This window comes from Prevotella pallens, from assembly GCF_900454935.1.
Lineage (GTDB): Bacteria > Bacteroidota > Bacteroidia > Bacteroidales > Bacteroidaceae > Prevotella > Prevotella pallens.
In genome coordinates, this window is sequence record NZ_UGTP01000001.1 from 984,677 (window position 1) to 1,007,848 (window position 23,172).

Annotated in this window: 18 protein-coding genes, 1 tRNA gene and 1 pseudogene; 11 read left to right on the forward strand and 9 right to left on the reverse strand. The window is 35.6% G+C overall.

Translation table 11 applies throughout. The features are described 5' to 3' along the window. Positions 1-154: 154 nt before the first annotated feature. The 4 genes from DX009_RS04240 to DX009_RS04255 all read right to left on the reverse strand — a co-directional run bounded on the left by DX009_RS04240 (position 155) and on the right by DX009_RS04255 (position 3,256). Positions 155-228: transfer RNA gene (locus DX009_RS04240), tRNA-Arg, on the reverse strand. 114 nt (positions 229-342) lie between these two features. Continuing rightward, entirely contained in the window at positions 343-978 is a 636-nt protein-coding gene (locus DX009_RS04245; RefSeq protein ID WP_006045192.1) for a trimeric intracellular cation channel family protein, read from the reverse strand. A 40-nt stretch (positions 979-1,018) separates the two neighbouring features. Beyond that, complete coding sequence (locus tag DX009_RS04250; protein ID WP_006045191.1) at positions 1,019-1,975, reverse strand: D-2-hydroxyacid dehydrogenase; 957 nt, start codon at positions 1,973-1,975, stop codon at positions 1,019-1,021. Between the two features lie 6 nt (positions 1,976-1,981). After that, complete coding sequence (locus DX009_RS04255) at positions 1,982-3,256, reverse strand: replication-associated recombination protein A (RefSeq protein ID WP_115083121.1); 1,275 nt, start codon at positions 3,254-3,256, stop codon at positions 1,982-1,984. 174 nt (positions 3,257-3,430) lie between these two features. Here DX009_RS04255 and DX009_RS04260 point away from each other — a divergent pair, with 174 nt between their 5' ends. The 10 genes from DX009_RS04260 to DX009_RS04305 all read left to right on the forward strand — a co-directional run bounded on the left by DX009_RS04260 (position 3,431) and on the right by DX009_RS04305 (position 17,537). Further along, positions 3,431-4,240 carry a hypothetical protein gene (locus DX009_RS04260; protein ID WP_115083122.1) on the forward strand — a complete coding sequence of 270 codons (810 nt, stop codon included), beginning with the start codon at positions 3,431-3,433 and terminating at the stop codon, positions 4,238-4,240. Between the two features lie 754 nt (positions 4,241-4,994). Further along, positions 4,995-6,602 carry a CTP synthase gene (locus DX009_RS04265; RefSeq protein WP_115083123.1) on the forward strand — a complete coding sequence of 536 codons (1,608 nt, stop codon included), beginning with the start codon at positions 4,995-4,997 and terminating at the stop codon, positions 6,600-6,602. Positions 6,603-6,605: 3 nt separating this feature from the next. After that, on the forward strand, positions 6,606-8,522 hold the full coding sequence (yidC, locus tag DX009_RS04270; RefSeq protein ID WP_115083124.1) for a membrane protein insertase YidC: 1,917 nt from the start codon (positions 6,606-6,608) through the stop codon (positions 8,520-8,522). An 8-nt stretch (positions 8,523-8,530) separates the two neighbouring features. Further along, a complete protein-coding gene (locus DX009_RS04275) occupies positions 8,531-10,702 on the forward strand; it encodes a S9 family peptidase (protein WP_115083125.1) in 2,172 nt (723 codons plus the stop codon). A gap of 46 nt (positions 10,703-10,748) precedes the next feature. Beyond that, a complete protein-coding gene (locus DX009_RS04280; protein ID WP_115083126.1) occupies positions 10,749-12,371 on the forward strand; it encodes an MFS transporter in 1,623 nt (540 codons plus the stop codon). A 228-nt stretch (positions 12,372-12,599) separates the two neighbouring features. Further along, on the forward strand, positions 12,600-13,583 hold the full coding sequence (locus DX009_RS04285; RefSeq protein ID WP_115083127.1) for an aminodeoxychorismate synthase component I: 984 nt from the start codon (positions 12,600-12,602) through the stop codon (positions 13,581-13,583). After that, complete coding sequence (locus DX009_RS04290) at positions 13,567-14,163, forward strand: aminotransferase class IV (protein WP_115083128.1); 597 nt, start codon at positions 13,567-13,569, stop codon at positions 14,161-14,163. The genes DX009_RS04285 and DX009_RS04290 overlap by 17 nt, the downstream gene beginning before the upstream one ends. Positions 14,164-14,445: 282 nt before the next feature. Further along, entirely contained in the window at positions 14,446-14,790 is a 345-nt protein-coding gene (locus tag DX009_RS04295; RefSeq protein ID WP_115083129.1) for a hypothetical protein, read from the forward strand. A 709-nt stretch (positions 14,791-15,499) separates the two neighbouring features. Next, positions 15,500-17,089, forward strand: a complete 1,590-nt coding sequence (locus tag DX009_RS04300) for a capsule assembly Wzi family protein (RefSeq protein ID WP_410525572.1) — start codon at positions 15,500-15,502, stop codon at positions 17,087-17,089. 4 nt (positions 17,090-17,093) lie between these two features. Beyond that, positions 17,094-17,537: a lipocalin-like domain-containing protein gene (locus tag DX009_RS04305; protein WP_115083131.1), complete on the forward strand. Its 444-nt coding sequence runs from the start codon at positions 17,094-17,096 to the stop codon at positions 17,535-17,537. A gap of 22 nt (positions 17,538-17,559) precedes the next feature. Here DX009_RS04305 and DX009_RS04310 read toward each other — a convergent pair whose 3' ends face one another. Next, on the reverse strand, positions 17,560-18,678 hold the full coding sequence (locus DX009_RS04310) for an MraY family glycosyltransferase (RefSeq protein ID WP_115083132.1): 1,119 nt from the start codon (positions 18,676-18,678) through the stop codon (positions 17,560-17,562). A gap of 150 nt (positions 18,679-18,828) precedes the next feature. Between DX009_RS04310 and DX009_RS04315 the strand changes: the two genes are divergently transcribed. Further along, entirely contained in the window at positions 18,829-19,584 is a 756-nt protein-coding gene (locus tag DX009_RS04315) for a glycosyltransferase family 2 protein (protein WP_006045177.1), read from the forward strand. A gap of 211 nt (positions 19,585-19,795) precedes the next feature. On the opposite strand, the gene DX009_RS04320 is transcribed toward DX009_RS04315, so the two are convergent. The 4 genes and pseudogenes from DX009_RS04320 to DX009_RS04345 form a co-directional block, all read right to left on the reverse strand. After that, positions 19,796-20,752, reverse strand: coding sequence for an IS256 family transposase, variant Zn-binding type (locus tag DX009_RS04320; protein WP_115083133.1), 957 nt, complete (start codon positions 20,750-20,752; stop codon positions 19,796-19,798). 198 nt (positions 20,753-20,950) lie between these two features. Continuing rightward, a pseudogene (locus DX009_RS04330) lies at positions 20,951-21,262 on the reverse strand (transposase); the annotation flags it as partial. Between the two features lie 239 nt (positions 21,263-21,501). Continuing rightward, positions 21,502-22,083 (reverse strand): ankyrin repeat domain-containing protein, encoded by a 582-nt coding sequence (locus DX009_RS04340; protein WP_115083134.1) that lies wholly within the window; start codon positions 22,081-22,083, stop codon positions 21,502-21,504. Positions 22,084-22,100: 17 nt separating this feature from the next. Further along, positions 22,101-23,165: a glycosyltransferase family protein gene (locus DX009_RS04345; RefSeq protein ID WP_115083135.1), complete on the reverse strand. Its 1,065-nt coding sequence runs from the start codon at positions 23,163-23,165 to the stop codon at positions 22,101-22,103. Between the last annotated feature and the right edge of the window lie 7 nt (positions 23,166-23,172).

Consider the following 23,172-nt stretch of genomic DNA (forward strand, 5'->3'; position numbering starts at 1 on the left):
TCCATAATGCAAAGGAAAGAAAAATATATCAAATAAAGAAATTTCCCCACCTTTTTCCTACTGAGCCCTTATTTTCTATTGACAAAACACTCTACCTTATTTTCTACAGGGGCATAAAAAAAGAGTTCAGATAAAAAATATCTAAACTCTTTTGTGATTCCGGCGGGATTCAAACCCACAACCTTCTGATCCGTAGTCAGATGCTCTATTCAGTTGAGCTACGGAACCATTTTTTTTAATTGCATATATTAGAGCAATTATATTGTTCCTTAATTGCGAGTGCAAAGGTACGACTTTTTATTATTACTGCCAAATTTTTTTTATATTTTTTCTATATAAAAATTAATCTTCATCTCGTAATATGGGCAATTGAATATGATAATATACAGCTACAAAACGAATTAGAACGATTAAGATAAATGTAGTGATGACTGTAAAGGTAATGCTAAAATTTAATACTAATAGTATCCAATAGAGCACCCCTCCTGCAACACTTGCAATTGCATAAATTTCTTTTTGCAGAATAACGGGTTCATTGTTTAATAGAACATCTCGTATAACACCACCTGCAACTCCCGTAATACACCCCATAACAATAGCAACCCAAAAGGGAAATCCTAAAGTTAAAGTTTTCTGCATTCCTGCAATTGTGAAGAAAGCTAAACCTAATGTATCGAAAACGAACCATGCGTTGTTTAGTTTCTTCATACGTTTTCTTAATATTATAGCAAGAAATAAGGCAATAGCAGTAACAAACAAATAACGGATATCTGTTGTCCAGAAAGGTTTCACGCCTAATATTGTATCACGAATAGTTCCACCACCTATTGCAACAGCAAATCCGCATACATATCCTCCAAACCAGTCGAAATGTTTTTCTGCAGCATGCCTTATTCCTGAAATTGCGAAAGCTAATGTCCCCAATCCTTCAATAAGTTCTAAAAGAGCATCTGCGAATTGTGGATCGTTGAATGTCATAGTTTATTTTTTGTGTTGTGTTGATATTTTAATTTGATATTTATTTGTTTACAACATTTTGCGGATTACCTGCTATAAATGTTTTTATATTTTCAACACAAATATTCATTAGTCGCTGACGTGCTTCAATAGTAGCCCATGCAATATGTGGTGTAATATAAGCATTTGGCTGTTTTATTAATGGATTATCTTTACGTGGAGGTTCTTGTTCCATAACATCGGCACAATAAGCCTTTAAATGTCCCTCTTCTAATGCATTAGCTACAGCTAATTCATCTATCAATGCACCACGTCCGGTATTAATTAAAATTGTACCTGGTAGCATTTGTGCTAATGCTTCTTTATTAATCATGTGTGTATTTTCTTTTGTTAATGGACAATGAAGTGTGATGATATCGGCAGTATGATAAAGTCCTTCCAAAGTTGTCTTGCGAATCCATTCTGGTAAATTACTACTATTTTTACTTGTATATGCCGAAATATCCATTCCTAACATGTGTCCTATCCATGCAACCTTTGTTCCGATATTGCCTAATCCGATTATACCTAATGTTTTTCCTGCAAGTTCAAAGAGAGGTTCGTCCCAATAACAGAAAGTTTTCTTACTACTCCAAACTCCTTTACGTGTTTGACAAGCATAATGATCTGCGTGAGTTGCAACATTTAATAGGTGAGCAAAAACAAACTGTGCAACACTATCTGTGCTATATGCTGGAATGTTAGTAACAATAACACCATGTTCTTTGGCTGCTTGTAGGTCTATATTGTTGTAACCAGTAGCTAATTCTCCAATATATTTTAATTTGGGCAACTGTTCTATAATTTCTCTTGTCATATTTATTTTATTGACAAGAACAATCTCTGCATCTTTTGCCCTTTCTATAATTTGATTATCTTCAGAATAATCGTAAAAGGTAAATTCTCCTAATTCTTTTACACCGTCCCATGAGATATCTCCAGGGTTAGCTGCATAACCATCTAAATCTACTATTTTCATTTTCTTTTATTTTTTATATTTATCTCCCCAACATTGTAACATCCACTGATAGTATTTTTCTTCTTGTGGTGAATGTTGTGGATTCCAAAAACGTTTATTTGTAAGTGTATCTGGCAAATATTGTTGTTCTGTAAAGTGTCCTTGATATTCATGTGGGTTCTTATATCCATCATGATATCCCAATGATGCCATTAATTCTGTAGGTGCATTACATAAATGAAGCGGAACAGGTTGGTTTCCACTGTTGCGAACTTCTGCTAATGCTGCACCAATTCCTTGGTAAGTTGAATTACTTTTTGGTGATACGGCTAGGTAAACTGCTACTTCGGCTAAAGTAATTCTAGCTTCAGGCCAACCAATTTTCATTACACTATCGAAAGCCGCATTTGCTAAAAGTAAGGCATTTGGATTTGCTAATCCTATATCTTCAGCTGCACTAATAATTAATCTTCGAGCAATAAATTGTGGATCTTCCCCTCCTTCTATCATTCTAGCCATCCAATAAAGTGTGGCATCTGGGTCACTTCCACGAATAGATTTTATAAATGCCGAAATAATATTATAGTGCATATCTCCATTTTTATCGTATGCAAGGGGTGTTTGTTGTAAACATTCTATAACAAGCTCATTGGTAATAACTATTTCGTCGTCTTGTTTTGAAGCATCAATTGTAAGTTCGAAGATATTTAATAGTTTTCTAGCATCACCACCACTATATCGTAATAAGGCATCGGTCTCTTTAAGTTTAATGTTCTTTTCTTTGAGATAGATATCTTGTGTAATTGCATTCGTAAGCAATTTAAGCAATTCTTCTTTATTTAGGCTTTTAAGAACATAAACTTGACACCTAGATAATAATGGTTTTATAACCTCGAACGATGGATTTTCGGTTGTTGCGCCTATCAACGTTACTATTCCTTTTTCGACAGCTCCAAGCAATGAGTCTTGTTGAGACTTAGAAAAACGATGAATTTCATCAATAAACAAAATAGGTGAGGGCGAATTAAAAAATCTTCCATTCTTAGCTCTCTCTATTACATTACGTACATCTTTTACACCACTTGCAATAGCCGATAAAGTATAAAAAGGAGTTTCAAGTTTATTAGCTATAATTTGTGCTAATGTGGTTTTTCCTACACCAGGTGGACCCCATAAAATGAATGATGGAATATGTCCTGAGTCAATCATATTCCTCAAAACAGCATTTTTACCCACTAAATGACTTTGTCCAACATATTCGTCAAGTGTGTGTGGGCGCATTCTTTCTGCTAATGGCTCCATTCTGTTCGTTATATTATAGCTGTATGCAAAGATAAGAATTCTATTTTATTTTAGCAACCACTTTGGTTGATTTTTCGTAACAGGTATATTTTTACTAAAATTTTCTTGCAAATTTAGTTTTTAGTATTTACTTTTGCACCGCTATCTATAAGGTATTGTTAATAAAAAGAAGATATGAAGCAACAAGAAAAATCACTTTCATTGAAGAATTTAACAAAATCTACAGTTTGGAATATTCAAGAGAATGATGTATTCCGATTGTGGGCTCAAGCAGAACGTGATGCTGACCTAAAAGATAATGAAAACCATTATCTAGATATTATTAAAAGTGCTTTTACTATTGAAGAAATTAGAGTAGATAAGAAAGAAATAGTAGATAAGTATGAAGAACGCGGTTATAAAGTTGGACAAGTAAGGTTAGACGATGGAGTTGTCGCAAAATGGGCAATAAAGAAAAAACCAATAAATCGGATATCTGACCTCACTAAAGACAATATTCATCATATTTCTGCAAGAAAACTTATAGAAGTTCTCGAAAGAAATTTCGGTGGTGGTTGGGATAGTTTATCAAAAAATGTGCAAGATATTATTTTGAGTGCCTTTGAAGTTACAACAACAACTTTACCAACTACCCGATTGAAACAAAAAGGCGGATTGTATGAAAAGAAAATCTCAGATGGATACGAAGTTCTCGAGATAAATAAAGGTGGTTGGACAGAAGCTATTTTTGTGAAAGATGTAGCAAACACTGTAGATGATAGCGATATTGAACTCGATAAAATGAAAACGCACATTTCAGAGGAGGAAGAAACTGATTTTGATGATGTAGACGATGATGATTTTCCAAAGGATTCTGATGATGAAACCGATGATGAAGATTTTGACGATGATAAATTCATAGAAGAAAGTTATAGAACTACATTTGAAACAGACCCCGAAGACCTTGATATACAAGCAGAAGATATAACAGACGACAGTTTTTAAATTTTAAAGTAACGGTATAGATATCTGCAATAAAAAGAAATAGGTGGGACGTTTTCTCATACCTGTCTTATACAATTCGTAAAAAGATATTAATTTTTCTGCAGATTAAAACTTGCTTAAATTGTAATAATTATGACGGATTCGATAGTGCATTGTAATAATGACCTATCTCCCTAATAATTCAACTTAAATCGGTTATTGGAATAGTGACGAAACACTTTTTCAATAACCGATTTACTTTATACCAGTTATTGAAAAATAATATGCTACAATGTTTATATCAAATGTAATATAAATGTTAGAAAAATTGGAATCTTATTTTTTTATTAAAAAGCAGGTGATTTCTAATTATAATTTTTAATTTTATAATTAAAAATTTTTATTTTCTTATTATAAATTCTGAATAGTCTTCAGTCTTTTGAATTTTCCAGATTTTACTATTCATTTCTTCTGTTATATTAGATATTTCTTTAGACCTTCTTTTTTGTTATACGTGCTATATAACGGGGCACAAAATAACAAATAATGTTAGAATAATATGCCACTTATTTTCCTGCGATGAAATAAATTGGCGAAGAAAAGTTTTATCAGGCGCAATAAAAGTTCTTCACTGTTATTCTTCTGTTTTTATAGAATATTTTAGTTTCTATTATAAAAAACAGTATATTAAGTGGAAGTTCATTAGTTTTTTACTATCTTTGCAAGTTGAAAATTGGTTCCTTCCACACAGGAACAATAAATAAAAAAAATAATCGTGACTGAGACAAAGTACATTTTCGTAACAGGCGGTGTAGTTTCCTCACTTGGAAAGGGAATAATCTCGTCGTCTATTGGAAAACTTCTTCAAGCAAGAGGTTACAATATTACTATCCAAAAGTTCGATCCTTATATTAATATAGATCCAGGAACATTAAATCCCTATGAACATGGTGAATGCTATGTTACAGTTGATGGTATGGAAACCGATCTTGATTTAGGACATTATGAGAGATTTACAGGAATTCAAACTACAAGAGCCAATTCTATGACGACAGGACGCATTTATAAAAGCGTCATTGATAAAGAAAGACATGGAGATTATCTTGGAAAAACAATTCAAGTAGTACCTCATATTACCGATGAAATAAAGCGGAATATCAAACAGTTAGGTCAAAAATACCATTACGACTTTGTTATTACAGAGATTGGTGGAACAATAGGCGATATAGAATCAGCTCCTTTTCTAGAGGCTATCAGACAAATGAAGTGGGAATTAGGAAAACGTGCCATAAATTTGCATCTTACATACGTTCCTTATCTTAGTGCTGCCGGCGAATTGAAAACAAAACCAACACAGCACAGTGTAAAAGAACTACAAAGTGTAGGTATTCAGCCCGATATTTTGGTTTTACGCACAGACAGACATCTTGATAACGATATCCGAAAGAAGGTAGCAGCTTTCTGTAATGTAGATTTAGACTGTGTTGTGCAAAGCGAAAATATGCCAAGCATATACGAAGTTCCAGTAAATATGCAGGCACAAGGTCTTGATGCAGCAATATTGCGTAAATGTGGAGAAGAAGTAAAACCAGCTCCAACATTAGGACCATGGAAAAACTTCCTTGATAAATTGCGTAGTGCAACAAAAGAAGTGCACATTGGACTTGTTGGAAAATACGATTTACAAGATGCTTATAAAAGTATTCGTGAAGGACTTTTACAAGCAGGAACTTACAACGACCATAAAACTATTCTGCATTTTGTAAATTCAGAACATCTAACAGAAGCAAATGTAGCCGAAAAATTGAAAAATCTTGATGGAGTAGTTGTATGTCCAGGATTTGGACAACGAGGTATCGAGGGAAAATTAGTGGCTATAAAATATACCAGAACGAATAATATACCAACTTTTGGTATATGTTTAGGAATGCAAATGATGGTAATAGAGTTTGCACGCAACGTTTTAGGATATAAAGATGCTAATTCGCGCGAAATGGACGAGAAAACCGAACATAATGTTATCGACATTATGGAAGAACAAAAGAATATTACCAATATGGGAGGTACAATGCGCCTTGGTGCTTATGAGTGCGTATTACGACAAAATTCTCGTGTATTTAATATTTATAAACAAGCATGTATTAGTGAACGACACCGCCATAGATACGAATTCAATAACGATTTTGAGAAAGAATTTGAAGAAAATGGAATGATGTGTGTTGGACGCAATCCAGAAAGTGATCTTGTGGAGATAGTAGAAATACCATCTTTAAAATGGTTTATTGGTACACAATTCCACCCAGAATATCAATCAACCGTACTAAAACCACATCCACTTTTCCTCGATTTTATTAAGACGGCAATAGAAAATAAGAAAAAATAAGAAATGGATAAAAATACTATCACAGGGTTTGTGCTTATGGCCCTGGTACTTTTTGGTTTTGCATGGTGGCAAACTCCTTCAGATGAAGAAATTGCTCAGGAACGTGTTGAGTTTGTAAAAGATTCTATTGCAAAAGCTCAAAAAATAGCAGAGCAAAAGCAAGAAGCTTCTAAAGCGGCAAATAAAACAAACACAGCTAATACAGATACAACATCTTTATTCTATACAGCAACAAAAGGTGTTGCAAAAGATATTGTGTTGCAAAACTCAAAAATAGCACTCACATTTAATACAAAAGGTGGAGTAGTAAGAAAAGCTATTATAAAGGGATACAAAGGACATAATGTTGCAAGTAAAGATCGCAAAACAGATAAAAATTATGTTACCCTTTTCGATGAGGCAGATCAGAATTTAAATTTCATTTTGGCTACTAAGAACCAAAATATTGAAACACAAAATCTTTATTTCACCCCATCAAATTTAACCGACTCTACACTAACATTAACAGCTACTGCTGGAAATGGTAAAACACTGACCTTAGATTATAAACTAACCAAAAATTATATGTTGCGTTTAGATGTAAAGGCAACAGGAATGAATGGTTTGTTTAATCCTGGGAAAAATCAATTAATTGTAGATTGGCAAGATAAATGCAAGCAACAAGAACTTGGACATTCTTTTGAAAATCGTTATGCAACAGTTACTTATAAAAAAACTGGTGGTGGCGTAGAACATCTAAGTGAAGCACAAGACGATGATAAAAAAGCAGAAGAAATGATCGATTGGGTTGCATTTAAAAATCAATTCTTCTCTGCAGTAATCATTTCTAAAGATGGTTTCACTACAGGTGCCAATTTAAAAAGTACACCTTTAGCAAAAGAAACACACTATCTGAAATCATATCAAGCAAATTTAAGCACCATATTCGATCCAACTGGCGTAAAAGCTTCAGACTTTGAATTTTACTTCGGACCAAATGATTTCCGTTTATTGCAAAGTATCGATAAAGAAAGTCATTTTGGAAAAGATCTTGAAATGCAACAATTGGTAAACCTTGGTTGGCCTTTATTCCGTATTATTAATCGTTGGTTTACAATCTATGTGTTTGACTGGTTAAGCAAATTCTTCCCAATGGGTGTGGTATTAATTCTCATTACATTGCTTTTGAAGTTTATTACTTATCCAATGGTAAAGAAGAGTTATATGAGTTCTGCTAAAATGCGCGTACTAAAACCAAAACTTGACGAGGCAACAAAGCAGTACAATAAACCAGAAGACCAGATGAAGAAACAGCAAGCAATGATGCAAATGTATTCTGAATATGGCGTTAGTCCATTGTCAGGTTGCTTGCCTATGCTTATTCAGATGCCTATTTGGATTGCGATGTTCAATTTTGTTCCAAATGCAATACAGTTACGAGGTGAAAGTTTCTTATGGATAAACGATTTAAGTACATACGATCCTATTATTTCGTGGAATCACAATCTGTGGTTAATTGGAGACCATCTTTCATTAACCTGTATTCTTTTCTGTTCTGCTAATATTCTTTATACATGGTTTACAATGCAACAACAGAAAGACCAAATGGTTGGACAACAAGCCGACCAGATGAAAGTAATGCAGTATATGATGTTTTTAATGCCTGTATTCTTCTTCTTTATGTTTAATGACTATTCTTCAGGTTTGAATTTCTACTATTTTGTATCGTTGTTCTTCTCAGCTGCTATAATGTGGACATTGCGTAAAACAACGAATGACGAGAAGTTACTATCAATATTGGAAGCTCGACGTGAGGAAAATAAGAAAAATCCAAAGAAAAAAAGCGGATTAGCTGCACGTATGCAGGCTATTCAGGAGATGCAACAAAAACAACAGGCAGAATTAGAGCGCAAAAGGCAGAACCTAAATAAAAATAAATAACTAAAATTATGAACAAAAATGTTTCAATTGCTATTACAGCTGCACTTGTTATGAATGGTGGAATTGTAAATGCTCAAGAAGCAACCAACATCGGAAAGCATAACATAACACTTAGTAAAGATGTTATGACTCCCGAAACATTGTGGGCTATGGGACGAATAGGGAGTGCACAAGCTTCTCCTGATGGTAATAAAATTGTTTACCAAGTGGGTTACTATAGTGTAAAAGAAAATAGAGGACACCAAGTAATCTGTGTAATGGATTCCGATGGACAGAATGTACGTCAGCTAACAACATCTGCAAAGAGCGAAGGAAGTCCTGTATGGTTAGATAACCATACCATTGCTTTTCTTCTTGATGGACAAATTTGGTCTATGAATTCTGATGGAACTAATCGTAAAAAGCTTTCATCTTCAGATATAGAAATAGAAGGATTCCGCTTCTCGCCAGATGGAAAGAAGGTTCTACTTATAAAGAGTATACCTTATTATGGTACAATTAAGAAAAATCCTTCCGACCTTCCAAAAGCTTCAGGTCGTCTTATAACAGATATGAACTATCGCCATTGGGATCATTATGTAGAAACTATAGCACACCCGTTTGTTGCAGAAGTTACTGCCAATGGTATTAGTAAGAACGATGTGGATATTATAGAAGGTGAACCTTACGAAAGTCCACTTGCACCATTTGGTGGAATAGAACAATTCGATTGGAGTAAAGATTCAAAACAGATAGCCTATACTTGTAGAAAGAAAGAAGGTGTGAAATATGCAGTATCAACCGATGCAGACATATACCTTTACAATATAGACACAAAGAAAACAGTGAATTTATGTAAACCTGCTGATTATGTTGAGCCAGAAACAAATATGACAAAGTCGCTTCGTAATCAAAAGGTGAATCATCAAAATGGCGATTTCAATGTAGGTTACGATGTAAATCCTAAGTTCTCTCCTGATGGAAAGTATATTGCATGGCAAAGTATGAAGAACGATGGGTATGAAAGCGATCGTAATCGTCTTTGTGTTTACGACTTTAGTACGGGGAAAAAGACTTATGTAACAGAAAAGTTCGATTCTAATGTAGATGATTATGTTTGGGCTCCAAATTCAAAAGAACTTTATTTTATAGGTGTTTGGCATGCAACAGTAAATGCATATCAAACTAATTTGAAGGGCGAAGTTAAACAATTAACAGATGGCGATCATAACTATGTTTCAATTGCACTCTTAGGCAATAGTGGTAAGAAATTATTAGGATTGCGGCAAAGTATAAAAAGTGCAAACGAAATATTTGCCATTATACCAGCAAATAAAGATAAACAAAGCGAACAAGTACAGTTGAGTTTTGAAAATAAACATATTTATGACCAACTTGCACTTGGTGATGTTAAATCTCGTTGGGTAAAAACTACTGATGGAAAAGATATGTTGGTATGGATTATTACTCCTCCTCATTTCGATCCTAATAAAAAATATCCTGCTCTTCTTTTCTGTGAAGGTGGACCACAAAGTCCAGTATCACAATTCTGGAGCTATCGTTGGAATTTCCAAATAATGGCTGCAAATGGTTATGTTGTAGTTGCACCAAATCGTAGAGGGTTGCCAGGTTTTGGTAGCGAATGGAATGAAGAGATTAGTGGCGATTGGACAGGTCAATGTATGAAAGATTATTTATCGGCAATAGACGATGCTGCAAATAATCTTCCATTTGTAGATAAAGATAGGTTAGGTGCTGTTGGTGCATCATTCGGAGGTTTCTCTGTTTATTATTTGGCAGGACACCATAACAAACGTTTCAAAGCATTCATTTCGCACGATGGAGCATTCAACCTCGAAAGTATGTATACCGATACTGAAGAAGCTTGGTTTAGCAATTGGGAATACGATGATGCATATTGGAATAAGGATCGCACAGCAGCTGCAACTCGTACATACGAAAATAGTCCACATCTTGATGTAGATAAGTGGGATACTCCTATTCTTTGCATTCATGGAGAAAAAGATTATCGTATTAATGCAACACAAGGAATGGGAGCATTTAATGCAGCTCGCTTACGTGGTATTCCTGCCGAGTTATTACTCTTCCCTGATGAGAACCATTGGGTATTGAAGCCACAAAACAGTGTATTATGGCAACGTACATTCTTTAACTGGCTCGACCGTTGGTTGAAGAAATAAATACAAAAGAAACTTTTATCAATAATAAGAAAAACAATTATATATTATGACAGAACAAATTAAAAAAACTCTTAGAGACTCTGCTGCTGCACGTTGGACAGCTCTTTTACTCTTATCGTTGGCAATGTTCTGTTCCTACATCTTCGTAGACATTTTGTCTCCAATCAAAGACTTGATGCTTACTCAAAGAGGTTGGGACTCAACAGCATTCGGAACAATGCAGAGTTCAGAAACATTCTTAAATGTATTTGTATTCTTCCTTATCTTCGCAGGTATCATTCTCGACAAGATGGGTGTTCGTTTTACGGCTCTTCTTTCTGGTGCTGTTATGCTTACAGGTGCATGTATTAAGTATTATGCTATCAGCGAAAGCTTTATGGGAAGCCAACTCGAAGTCTGGTTTAATCAGAATCTAAATCATATTCCTTTGTTTGAACAATTAGGCGTTTCTCCTTTCTACGAAGGAATGCCTGCATCTGCAAAGTTAGCAGCTATTGGTTTTATGCTCTTCGGTTGTGGAACTGAGATGGCAGGTATTATGGTTTCACGCGGTATTGTGAAATGGTTTAAAGGAAAAGAAATGGCACTTGCAATGGGTTCTGAAATGGCATTTGCTCGTTTAGGCGTTGCTACTTGTATGATATTCTCTCCTTTCTTTGCAAAATTAGGTGGTAATGTTGATGTATCTCGTTCAGTAGCTTTTGGTGTTGTTCTTATTTGTATTGCTGTAATGATGTTTGTTGCTTATTTCTTTATGGATAAGAAACTTGACTCTCAAACAGGTGAAGCGGAAGAACAAGAAGAACCATTTAAGATTAGCGATCTTGGTCAGATACTTGGAAGTATGGGTTTCTGGTTGGTATCTTTACTTTGTGTACTTTATTATTCTGCAATCTTCCCATTCCAAAAGTATGCTGTAAATATGTTGCAGTGTAATCTTACCTTTACTCCCGTTGACAAGGAATCTTTCTGGGCTTCAACAGAGGTAACCATTATACAGTATGGTATTATGTTGGTAGTAGCTATTACTGCATTTATGTTCAACTTTATGAAGAATAAGAAAGTTAAGTTCTCTATTCTTTCTCTATCGGTTGTTTTCTTAATTGCTTATTGCTATATGGGTTATATGCGTCAGTCTGCAGAATCTATCTTTGCAGTTTTCCCATTGTTGGCAGTAGGTATCACACCTATTCTTGGTAGCTATGTAGACCATAAAGGTAAGGCTGCTACTATGCTAATCTTGGGTGCTTTATTACTCATTAGCTGCCACCTTACATTTGCATTTATCCTTCCAATGTTTAAAGGGCATGCTATTGGTGGTGTAATAGTTGCTTATTTAACAATTCTTGTACTCGGAGCCTCTTTCTCACTTGTTCCTGCTTCGTTGTGGCCAAGTGTTCCTAAACTTGTCGATCCAAAGATTATAGGTTCTGCATACGCACTTATATTCTGGATTCAGAACATTGGTTTATGGTTGTTCCCATTGCTAATTGGCAAAGTACTCGACAATTCTAATGTTGGAGAAACCGACCCTACTAAATACGATTATACCAATCCGTTGCTTATGTTAGCCGGTCTTGGTGTTGCCGCATTGATTATAGGTATTATCCTAAAGGCTGTAGACAAGAAGAAGGGTCTTGGTTTGGAAGCACCAAACATAACCGAATAAAGTAATTTGCAATTCTATAGATTATAAAGATTGGGCCAATACGGTCCAATCTTTTTTGTTTCTTGTTAGTGTTATTGATAATGTTTGTTTTTATTAACCTGTAAATAGGTATATATAATTGCCTTGCATAACACGCAAAAACCGACTTGAAGGTTGTTTGTCTTACTAAATTATTGTATTTTTGCATTGTAATATTAATGTTTTAATTGTAAACGATACTGTAAAAGAATGAAGATCTACAATCAGCGAGAAGCACAGCAACGCATTAACGACCTTGCAAACGCTGACAAACCATTTGTTTTTGTCATTAGCTACAATATGCAACAAGCATATATAGAGGAGATTGAACACATTGATGCTTCTGAAATGCTTTATGCTTTTCCTATGATAAACAATGTTCCAAACAACGAAATTATAAATAATAAGCCTGTTGAATGGCATTTAAAAGCACCTAATAGAGCGAAGTATCAACGCAGTATTGAATACGTGAAGGCTAACCAACGTAATGGGAATTGCTATTTGGCAAACTTAACTTGCAAAATTCCTGTCCAAACAAATCTTACGATGCGAGATATATTCCTGCGTTCCACTGCCAAATACCGTTGTTGGATTAAAGATAAGTTCGTATGCTTTTCTCCAGAAATATTCGTCCGCATTGAAGGTGAAACCATTCATTCGTTTCCAATGAAAGGTACTATTGCTGCTAGTGTGCCCAATGCAGCCAATGTGTTAATGAACAATGCGAAGGAAGCTGCAGAACATGCAACTATTGTAGACTTGATACGAAACGATTTAAGCATTGTTGCCAACAAAGTAAGCGTAGAGAAGTATCGATACATCGACAAGCTAACCACGAATAAAGGCGATATCCTGCAAACTAGTTCCGAAATAGTGGGACAGCTTCTCCCATATTATCGTACGAACATAGGCGAAATGCTTTTTAACCTGCTGCCTGCTGGTTCAATTACAGGTGCACCAAAACCCATAACTACTCGTATAATTGCAGAAGCCGAACACTACGAGCGTGGTTTCTACACGGGGATAATGGGACATTGGGCGTATGGAAACCTTGATAGTGCTGTAATGATACGTTTTATTGATACCGATGGAAAGCAACTTTTCTACAAAGCAGGGGGAGGAATTACAGCACAGAGCAACAACAACGATGAGTATAACGAGATAATAGAAAAGGTATATGTGCCAATTTATTGAGACAATGTGTGTGGAGCAGGGCAGAATAATAAATCTCGACTACCATTTAGCACGAATAATGCGCACACGAAAACATTTTTGGAATGTGCAAGCGTCAATCCCCGTAAACAGACTTTTAGCCATTGCAGCCACACAAACAGAAAGGGCAAAGCTACGTTTTGAATACGATGGCTACAATATATACAACCTTTCTTGTACACCTTATAATATAAAAAAGGTGGAAACACTTAGGTTAGTAATAAACGACGACATAGAGTACACATATAAAAATACCAATCGTTGTGTTCTTAGCCAACTTAAATCGCAAGCAGATGGAGCAGACGAGATAATTATTGTGAAACAAAACCACATAACCGATACGTCTTATACCAATATTGCTCTTTTCGATGGAACACAATGGGTAACACCTTCAACGCCTTTACTTAACGGTACCCGACGTGCCCAATTGATCGATGCAGGACGGTTGATAGAACAAGAAGTGTGTATAACCAACCTAAGTTCGTTTCAATCTATATCGCTCATCAATGCAATGATGGATCTAAACGAACTTGTATTGCCAATATCAAGCATTGTGGGTTAATGTTGAGTTTACTATCTTTTCCTATCTTATAAAATTACTTATATCTTGTTTCTTCCTCATCATTGTTATTGCATATAGATTTTTTCTTCTACCTTTGCACTTATCAATAATTCCACATTGTAAAACAATAAAACCATAGCGATACAGCTCATAGTGTTGCACATAATATTTAAGAAGCATTATTGGAGTATTTAGTACAAACAGATTAGATGGTACTTTTTAAAGAGAACAAAGACTTAACAAACAAGCAATACTCTTAAAGTAAACTACATATATAAGAATATGATAAAATTAGTAAAACAAATAAAGCAGAACCTTTTTGATGGTTACGACAACGATTGTTGGGATAAAACATTCGTGGTTGGTGGTAAGGAAATAAGGTTACTTGATATATGCAACAATCCGTTATGGAAGTTGAAAGATAGAATAAGCATAAACGACTTTAACACAGTGGTTGCTTCGGAAAACTTAAAGTCAGATAATATTGTTATCGATTCGTATAAAACGTCCAAAGGTTTAAGTACATATTATCTGTTCAATAATACTCTCCTCTATATATTCTCTTTTGTAGAATGGCAACCAACACGGTTTATCTTGAATATAGAAAGTATTTGGGAGATAGAGTAAAACCATTTTATTGCCCCTTTAGAATACAATACTTATAATTCATTTATCATAGCTTTCTCCGTATTCAATATTTGCCGATTTGCGCTTTAAAGAAAGAAGAGCAAATAAAAAGTTATACATTTACAATAATGAATAGGGCGATATAAGAAAGAAAGTTTACACACAAGATAATTTCTAATTCTATTGATATAATAAAAAAATCATAATTCTCATCAGAATAATTCTCTTTCAGATATTACGATATAAGCCTATAACAGTTGTTTTTTTTTGTGATATCTAATTTGCAACTGATAGATATCTGAGACGAATGCGATAGATATCTAAGACGAGCGTTACAGATATCTAAGACGAGCGTTACAGATATCTGAGATGAGAGTAGCAAAAAACTGACAGTTTTTCTAAATTTCTGAGGTGTTCTATTTGGTTTGTGAGTAAAAAAGTAAACACTATTAATAATTTCTCCATCTATATTCTACAGGGCCTTTATCATACCTATACAATGCATTCAATCGAACTAAATATCTTGTATTTTGTCAGAACAATTCGCATATTGTAGATTCTACCTTATTGTGCAGCCAATCTCTTTGTGAACTTTTTGTTCGGACTATTTTTTTTATGTAAATTTGCACCTATACTTAAAAATGAAATGGTGATTACCATTCTTATCTTAAATATTTAAATTATGGCGTTGCAAAGCCCATCTATAATGATGAAACGAATACAATCGACACTTTTTGGAGTTCTAATGTGTGCAACATCGTTTGCCCAATATGTGCCACCAACGGTGAAAGATACAACCAGAGTAGGAATCCTTAACGATATCAACTATAAAGTAGAGATGCAAGGTAGCTTCTCTAATACTAAAACGCCTCTGTGGCTAAATGCTAATAAATACGGACTTAGTTCGCTTGAGAAAACAAATGGTTATATTCGTACTGCTGTTTATCGACCTTTGTCTGTAGACGATGGACACAAATGGGGGATAGGCTATGGAGTTGATGTAGCAGTCCCTTTAAATTACACCAGCAATTTTGTAGTTCAGCAAGCATACATAGAAGGGCGTTGGCTGCACGGTACACTTACCATTGGGGCAAAGCAACAGCCAATGCAATTAAAGAACAATAGTTTAAGCTCTGGTTCGCAAACCTTAGGCATTAATGCGCGCCCCGTCCCACAAGTTCGTATAGCATTGGCAGACTATTGGACGCTACCTTTTGCTAATGGTTGGTTGCACTTGAAGGGACATATTGCCTATGGGAAAATGACCGACGATAATTGGCAACACAACTTTACCAATCGGCAGAATAAATATGCCGACAATGTGCTCTATCATTCTAAAGCAGGCTATCTTAAATTAGGCAACGATGAGGTGTTCTGTCCTTGGTCGTTAGAGGTTGGTTTAGAGATGGCTTCACTGTTTGGTGGCACTGCCTATCGTCCTATTGCAGGTGGTGGAATGGAGACTTTAAAGGGCGAAACAGGATTGAAAGCTTTTTGGAAAGCCTTTCTGCCAGGAGGGGCAGATATTGGCGAAACCACTTATCAGAATGCAGAAGGCGACCAATTGGGGTCGTGGGTAGCACGCTTAAAATACGAAGGCGAAATGAATAGCTATTCTCTTTATGCCGATAAATTCTTTGAAGACCACTCTGGAATGTTCTTCCTCGACTACGATGGCTACGGTACTGGCAATGAATGGCAGCAAAAAAAGAAACGTCGCTATCTTACATACGGAATGAAAGACTGGTTGTTAGGATTCGAATATCATCGCCGTGCAGACAGTTGGTTGAATACCATAGTGTTAGAGTACATTTATTCAAAGTATCAAAGTGGACCAATCTATCACGACCATACACAAACCATTGCCGACCATATTGGTGGAAACGACGACTATTACAACCATTACATTTATCCAGGCTATCAGCATTGGGGGCAGACTATGGGAAATCCACTCTATCGTTCGCCCATCTATAATAACAATGGAAAAATAGAGTTTACCGATAATAGATTTGTAGCATACCATCTTGGGCTGGCAGGTGCTCCAACCGAGTATGTTAATTGGCGAATGCTAGCCTCTTTACAAAAAGGTTTAGGAACCTATACGGAACCTTATTCTAGAGAACGCCACAATGTTAGCATTTTAGCAGAAGTAGGCTATAAAGCGCATAGTATTTCTGCAACGTGGCTAAACGGAATAGATATAAAAGCAGCATACGGAATGGATTTTGGCTCTATTCTTGGTGGTATTAATTATGGTTTCCAGCTAACTATAACTAAGACAGGAGTATTTAATTTCTAAATATATGAAAATAAAAAACATAAAACTAACCTTGTGGTCGTTCATAGTTATGCTTTGCTTTTCGGCTTGTACTCTAGAGAGCGACAGTAAGGCAGCAGGCGATTTGGCAGGAATGTGGCATTGTGTTTATATAGAAAAAGGTGCGGCAAGCGTAGAACTGAAAGATCAAAAAGTATATTGGTCGTTTCAAGGAAATCTGTTATTGCTAGAAGATAAAGCAGGCAATCACAGTAGAATATTGTATCATTTTACAAAGAATGGTAACACCTTAGAACTGAAAGAACCTTACCGCTACGACCGTGAGAATGGCGATGAACTACTTACTACACCTTCTCTTTTAAGTTTCTATGGCATCGACACTTTGGCTATAACATTTACCATTCAGCAGTCAGAAAATACAATGGCACTTGTAAGCAACAATGTAACGTTGCACTTCAAGCGATTTTAATAAAAGCTTAGTCAGAGTTTAACTAATCTTCTTGAAAAGGCTGTTTGTTGTTGCGTTTAATAATAGGGTTCAGCACGAATACATTGAGCAGAACAAAAAGTGTAATGTCTATCAAAATAATGATAGTAGGACTTATCCAACAGAACATTACCGTATTCAGAATAATAAATGCAATGGCAAGCGCTAAGATAGCTATTAATGCCTGGTGTTGCGTAAGTCCTGTTCGCATAAACTTGTGGTGAATGTGGTTTTTGTCTGGGTGAAATATACCATGTCCGTGCATTATTCTAACAATAATTACACGACAAACATCGAATATTGGTATAATGAGCAAGGTTATTGAGAAAAGAATAGAACCTTTTCGGTAAGCCATAACGTTTGGATTAACCATGCAGAACTTTACGAGCAATACACCAAGTATATAGCCTAACGTGAGTGAACCTGAGTCGCCCATAAATATTTTCCTATTCTTTTCTAACTTTCCAAAGATATTATAATAAAGAAAAGGTACCAAGACACCCATTAAGCCAGCTATCAATATGCAGTAAATCCACATTCCTTCTACGAGAAAACAATAAAAGAACCCCCCCAATGCTATAAACGATAAACTAGCAGAAAGTCCATCGATTCCATCAATCAGGTTAGTGGCATTCATAATAAATACCAATATAAATACAGTTAGCGGTGCTCCCACCCAAAAAGAAATGCTGTGTATGCCCATAAAGCCATACAAGTTGTTTATGAAGAGCCACGATATTGGAAGTAGAGATGACACAAAGATTTGTACAATAAACTTCTTTTTAGCTTTAACACCAAATATATCATCAATGAGTCCTGTAACATAGATAACGGCTAAACCCACTGCAAAATAAATGGTCCACGGACTAATTTCTATTTTTTTTCCGTTATAAGCAAACGACCATACAAGCAGCGCAACAATAGTAGCAGCAAGCATACTGGGTAGAAACGAAACTCCACCTAATCGTGGAATAGCTTGTTTGTGCACTTTTCGCGAATCAGGAATATCATATAAGTTCCTGTTCTTACAGAAGTTCAAGATGCGAGGAATAAAGAAAAAACCGCACACAATGCTTAAGCTAAAAGCAATAAGGCTAACTATTATATAGATGTATATGCTCATGTTACTATAAAAACTCTTTACAGGTTTAATTACATAACACGTTTTTCCGTCTTTTATTGTCTATAATATAAAATTAATGGTAAAACATTAAAATATTTTTTAAGCTTGTGCGTTATAAGAACAATAACTGGAAAACAGTAAACTATAAGAATGAAGATTTCAATCATAACAGCTACATATAATAGCGAAGCAACTATTGCCGATACTATAAACTCTGTATTAAGTCAAGATTATTCTGATATAGAGTATTTGGTAATAGATGGAGGTTCGTCTGATGCAACTTTAGATATTGTGAAAGCCAACGCTTCGAGATTTGGTGGAAGACTTCGTTGGATATCTGAGAACGACCATGGAATATACGATGCTATGAATAAGGGTATAAGAATGGCTACAGGCGATATTGTTGGTATTCTTAATTCTGATGACTATTACACAAGCAACGATGTGTTGTCTACCTATGCAAATGCCTTTAGAACAAGTAAGGTAGATGCCGTTTATGGCGATATTCATTTTATACGCGATGGACAACCGCACAAAGTTGCCCGATACTATTCTTCTAAAATATTCCGTCCAACATTGTTAAGATTTGGCTTTATGCCTGCTCACCCTTCTTTCTATGTTCGGCGTTCTGTTTACGAACAAGCAGGAAACTATAGTCTTGACTATAAAATTGGGGCAGACTTTGAAATGATGGTACGTCTGTTTAAGAAACATCGCATAAGTTATAAATATATTCAGAAAGATATGGTAACAATGCGTATGGGTGGTGCGAGCACAAGTGGAGTAAGTAGTCATAAGCTATTACTGAAAGAAGATGCGCGTGCTTGCAGAGAGAACCGTATCTATTCTAATACGTTTCTAATAGCCTTAAAATACTTTTATAAAATATTCGAATTTAAGTTTTAGAGCTCCTATTAAAATTGGGCGTATGGCTCAAATTGCAGGCTATTTTTTTGTATTAGATGTTCAATAGCTCAAATTGCAGGCTAGTTTTATTCAGAAAATTCAAGGAGTTTATATACCTTTGGAATGCAGTCTGAAGCATAGTGGGGCTCTGCTGGGGAGCAACTCCATGAGGAATAGGATTGTATAAAACGACAAGTATGAGCAGGAGCCGCTATGTATGTGGTCCCTGCTTTTTCATACTTAGAGTTTCTATTAATGCCAAGAAAAACCCATTAATGAACCTTTTTCGGTTCTCTTGCGTAAGCCCGCTATGATTGTTCAAGTTCTTCTTTAGGTCAGTGAATGTTCCTTCAATCTTGTTGTTGGTATTGGACATCCCCTGGCAGTCCTCCCGCTGGCAGGTAAAGAGATAAGGTAAGTAGAAATCAAGGCTGTTCATAGCTGCTCTCAACCGCTGGTGCACATAATGTAGCCTACCGTCCTTGTGCAGGCTTCGACGAGCTATCGTGTCTTTCCACTTCTCCTTCCATGCTTGATATTCGCTCCTGAAATCAGCCTCATAGATTCGGTGCAGCTTGTCCACAAGTGTCTTTAAATCTCGGCTGGCCAGCATTCTTGGATTCAGAGTAAGATACCTTCTGACAATCTGCTTCATGTGAAACTGACACATCTGTACATGGTATTTAGAGAAAGACTTGAAGAGACTCTTTTTTCCGTCAATGATCAGACCGCGTATGACATACCCACGCTTTTCAATACTGGCGACCGCATCTTCATAGTCCTTCACGGTCTCGCTTTTTACAAAGGACAAATAGAGAGGCTTTCCATTCTCCGTGTCCAATGCAAGTAGCACTCCGAAATTTCGGCCCCAATAGGTTACGTCCAGATGGACAAACCCGCTTCCCTTTAATGGAGGTTGCACCCACTCACACTTGATATTATGTAACCTGCGCTTGACTGTCGAGACACTTATCTTGAAACGCACCGATAGTTCTTTAATCGTCTGCTTCTGTTGTTGATAGGCCGTCCACAATTCATCATTGCTCACTTGGGAACCAGAGCGAAACTGATAACCGCAATCCTGACATTTATACAGTTGTAATCCTTTACGAACACCATTCTTTTTCGTGTGTGTACTGCCACACACACGACATCTCATTTTGAACATACTAGCTTTAAATTTTAAGGCATATTAAATACCCATAAAGTTAGTATACATCGGTAAGTTAGCAATGTCTAAGCCTGCAAAATGAGCTATTGAGCAATTTAAACCATCAATTTAGTGCTGAAGGTATATTGAATGGGTGAAACATAAGTAAATATCGAATGCAGAGAGCTTTTCAGCCTGCAAAATGAGCTATAGGTCGAAATTTCGGCCCCAATAGGTTACGTCCAGATGGACAAACCCGCTTCCCTTTAATGGAGGTTGCACCCACTCACACTTGATATTATGTAACCTGCGCTTGACTGTCGAGACACTTATCTTGAAACGCACCGATAGTTCTTTAATCGTCTGCTTCTGTTGTTGATAGGCCGTCCACAATTCATCATTGCTCACTTGGGAACCAGAGCGAAACTGATAACCGCAATCCTGACATTTATACAGTTGTAATCCTTTACGAACACCATTCTTTTTCGTGTGTGTACTGCCACACACACGACATCTCATTTTGAACATACTAGCTTTAAATTTTAAGGCATATTAAATACCCATAAAGTTAGTATACATCGGTAAGTTAGCAATGTCTAAGCCTGCAAAATGAGCTATTGAGCAATTTAAACCATCAATTTAGTGCTGAAGGTATATTGAATGGGTGAAACATAAGTAAATATCGAATGCAGAGAGCTTTTCAGCCTGCAAAATGAGCTATAGGTCTAAAATTGAGTTAATTCGATATAGTTGCTGTTGATAAGCTTTTATTCAGTTCTGTCTCCGTATAATTCTCTTATATGGTTCAATATTGGCTTAACATCTTTTGTCTGATTTCCTATTTTAATACTCCCATTATCAATACCTACTAAAACCTGATAAGGTGAGAACAATGTTCCTTTTTTAAATGGGTCTAAGCCTAAATCAAGAAGTTTAATGATATTTGGGGTGTACTCAATGTCATGTGCTAAAGCATATCCAAGCAAAGGAGGCTCAACCTGAATATTGATATTGGGATTGGACAATAGATAATTGAACATTTCATAGTTCTTAGAAGTAATGCAGTAATGGAGTGCAACATGCCCATTTATATCCGGTTTGTTTATATCTGCACCTAATTCTATTAGTCGTTTTGCATACCCATTTGCAAAAGGAAAGTCAACCATTACATTACTATAGTTGATAATACATTCTAAAAAGGCGCTCGTTCCTCTTTCGCTAACAGCATCAATTCCACCATGATTATTTAAGTAAGAAAGAAAATCTTCAAAGCTAACTCCATCACTAAACAGAGTGAAAATATCGATTACCTTGAAATCACTTTTTTTATTTATCTTATTTGTTTTCATAATAGCCCATAATATATTTAGCGCTTACAGAAGGCTAATACTTTTTCTTCAAACAACTTGTAGTCAGAATAGAAATCTTTAAGAAGTTTTTTTCTGTTTTCTTCATATTCTTCTTTATCAAAGGAATTGAGATATTCCTTTATATTTTCCGCCAGATTGGTTGTATTGCTTATAGCAAGTCCTAATTTATAGTCTTTAGTATATTTGCCTTGAATGGTGTCAGCGGTTGTTATCATTGGTTTTCGGAAAAATATAGAATTATAGAAACGGTTTGATAATGCTATATCGTGCGATAGTTTGCGCGGATAGAAAATATTCATCATCGTACTCTTATTGATAATTGAAGACTCGTCTTTCTTATCGTAATAACCAGAGAATACAACGTGTTTATAATTTCCTTCTTTGGCAAATTCTTCCAATCGCAGAGCATCAATACCTCTGCCAACAAACGAAACAATGAAGTCTTCTTCGTTGCCTAATGCTGAAATTATAGCCGCATTCTGTTCGTAATCCCTAATTCCGCCAATTGTTAGAACATTAATTTGCTTAGAGCTGATGGAGTACGATAAATCGTTATCATCAATAGCTTGCTTCAATATATTTATATCAAAGTTATGACTTAATACAGACTCACAGACATTGGGTAGGCATTTTATAAAACCTGGAGACGAAACAATATGTAAAGCTGCCAATTTCATAAGTCCCTCGTATATACCTTTGAAATTCTGTTCAATAGATAAATCGCGATAATCTAGTATAAATTCATTCTTATAGTGCTTCTTTAAGAACGACTTTAAGAAGATTGCTACTTGAGGACCAAAAACGATTAGCTTGTCGTATTGCTCTTTTTTGATAGTCTTACGCAAAAACCTTGAATAGTCCCAATAGTATAATAGCTTGGCAATTTTATTTGACTTGTCGTCTATCTTGCGTGTATATCTGTATGCAGCTTCTTCTTTGAGTCCTCTCTTGTCAGGATAAATAATATCGTATTGAATATTGTTTTTGTCTAATATGTCAGTATAAATCTTGACGTAAGGACAAAAATAAATGTTTGTAGGTAACAGTAGTCCAAGCTTCATAATGGAT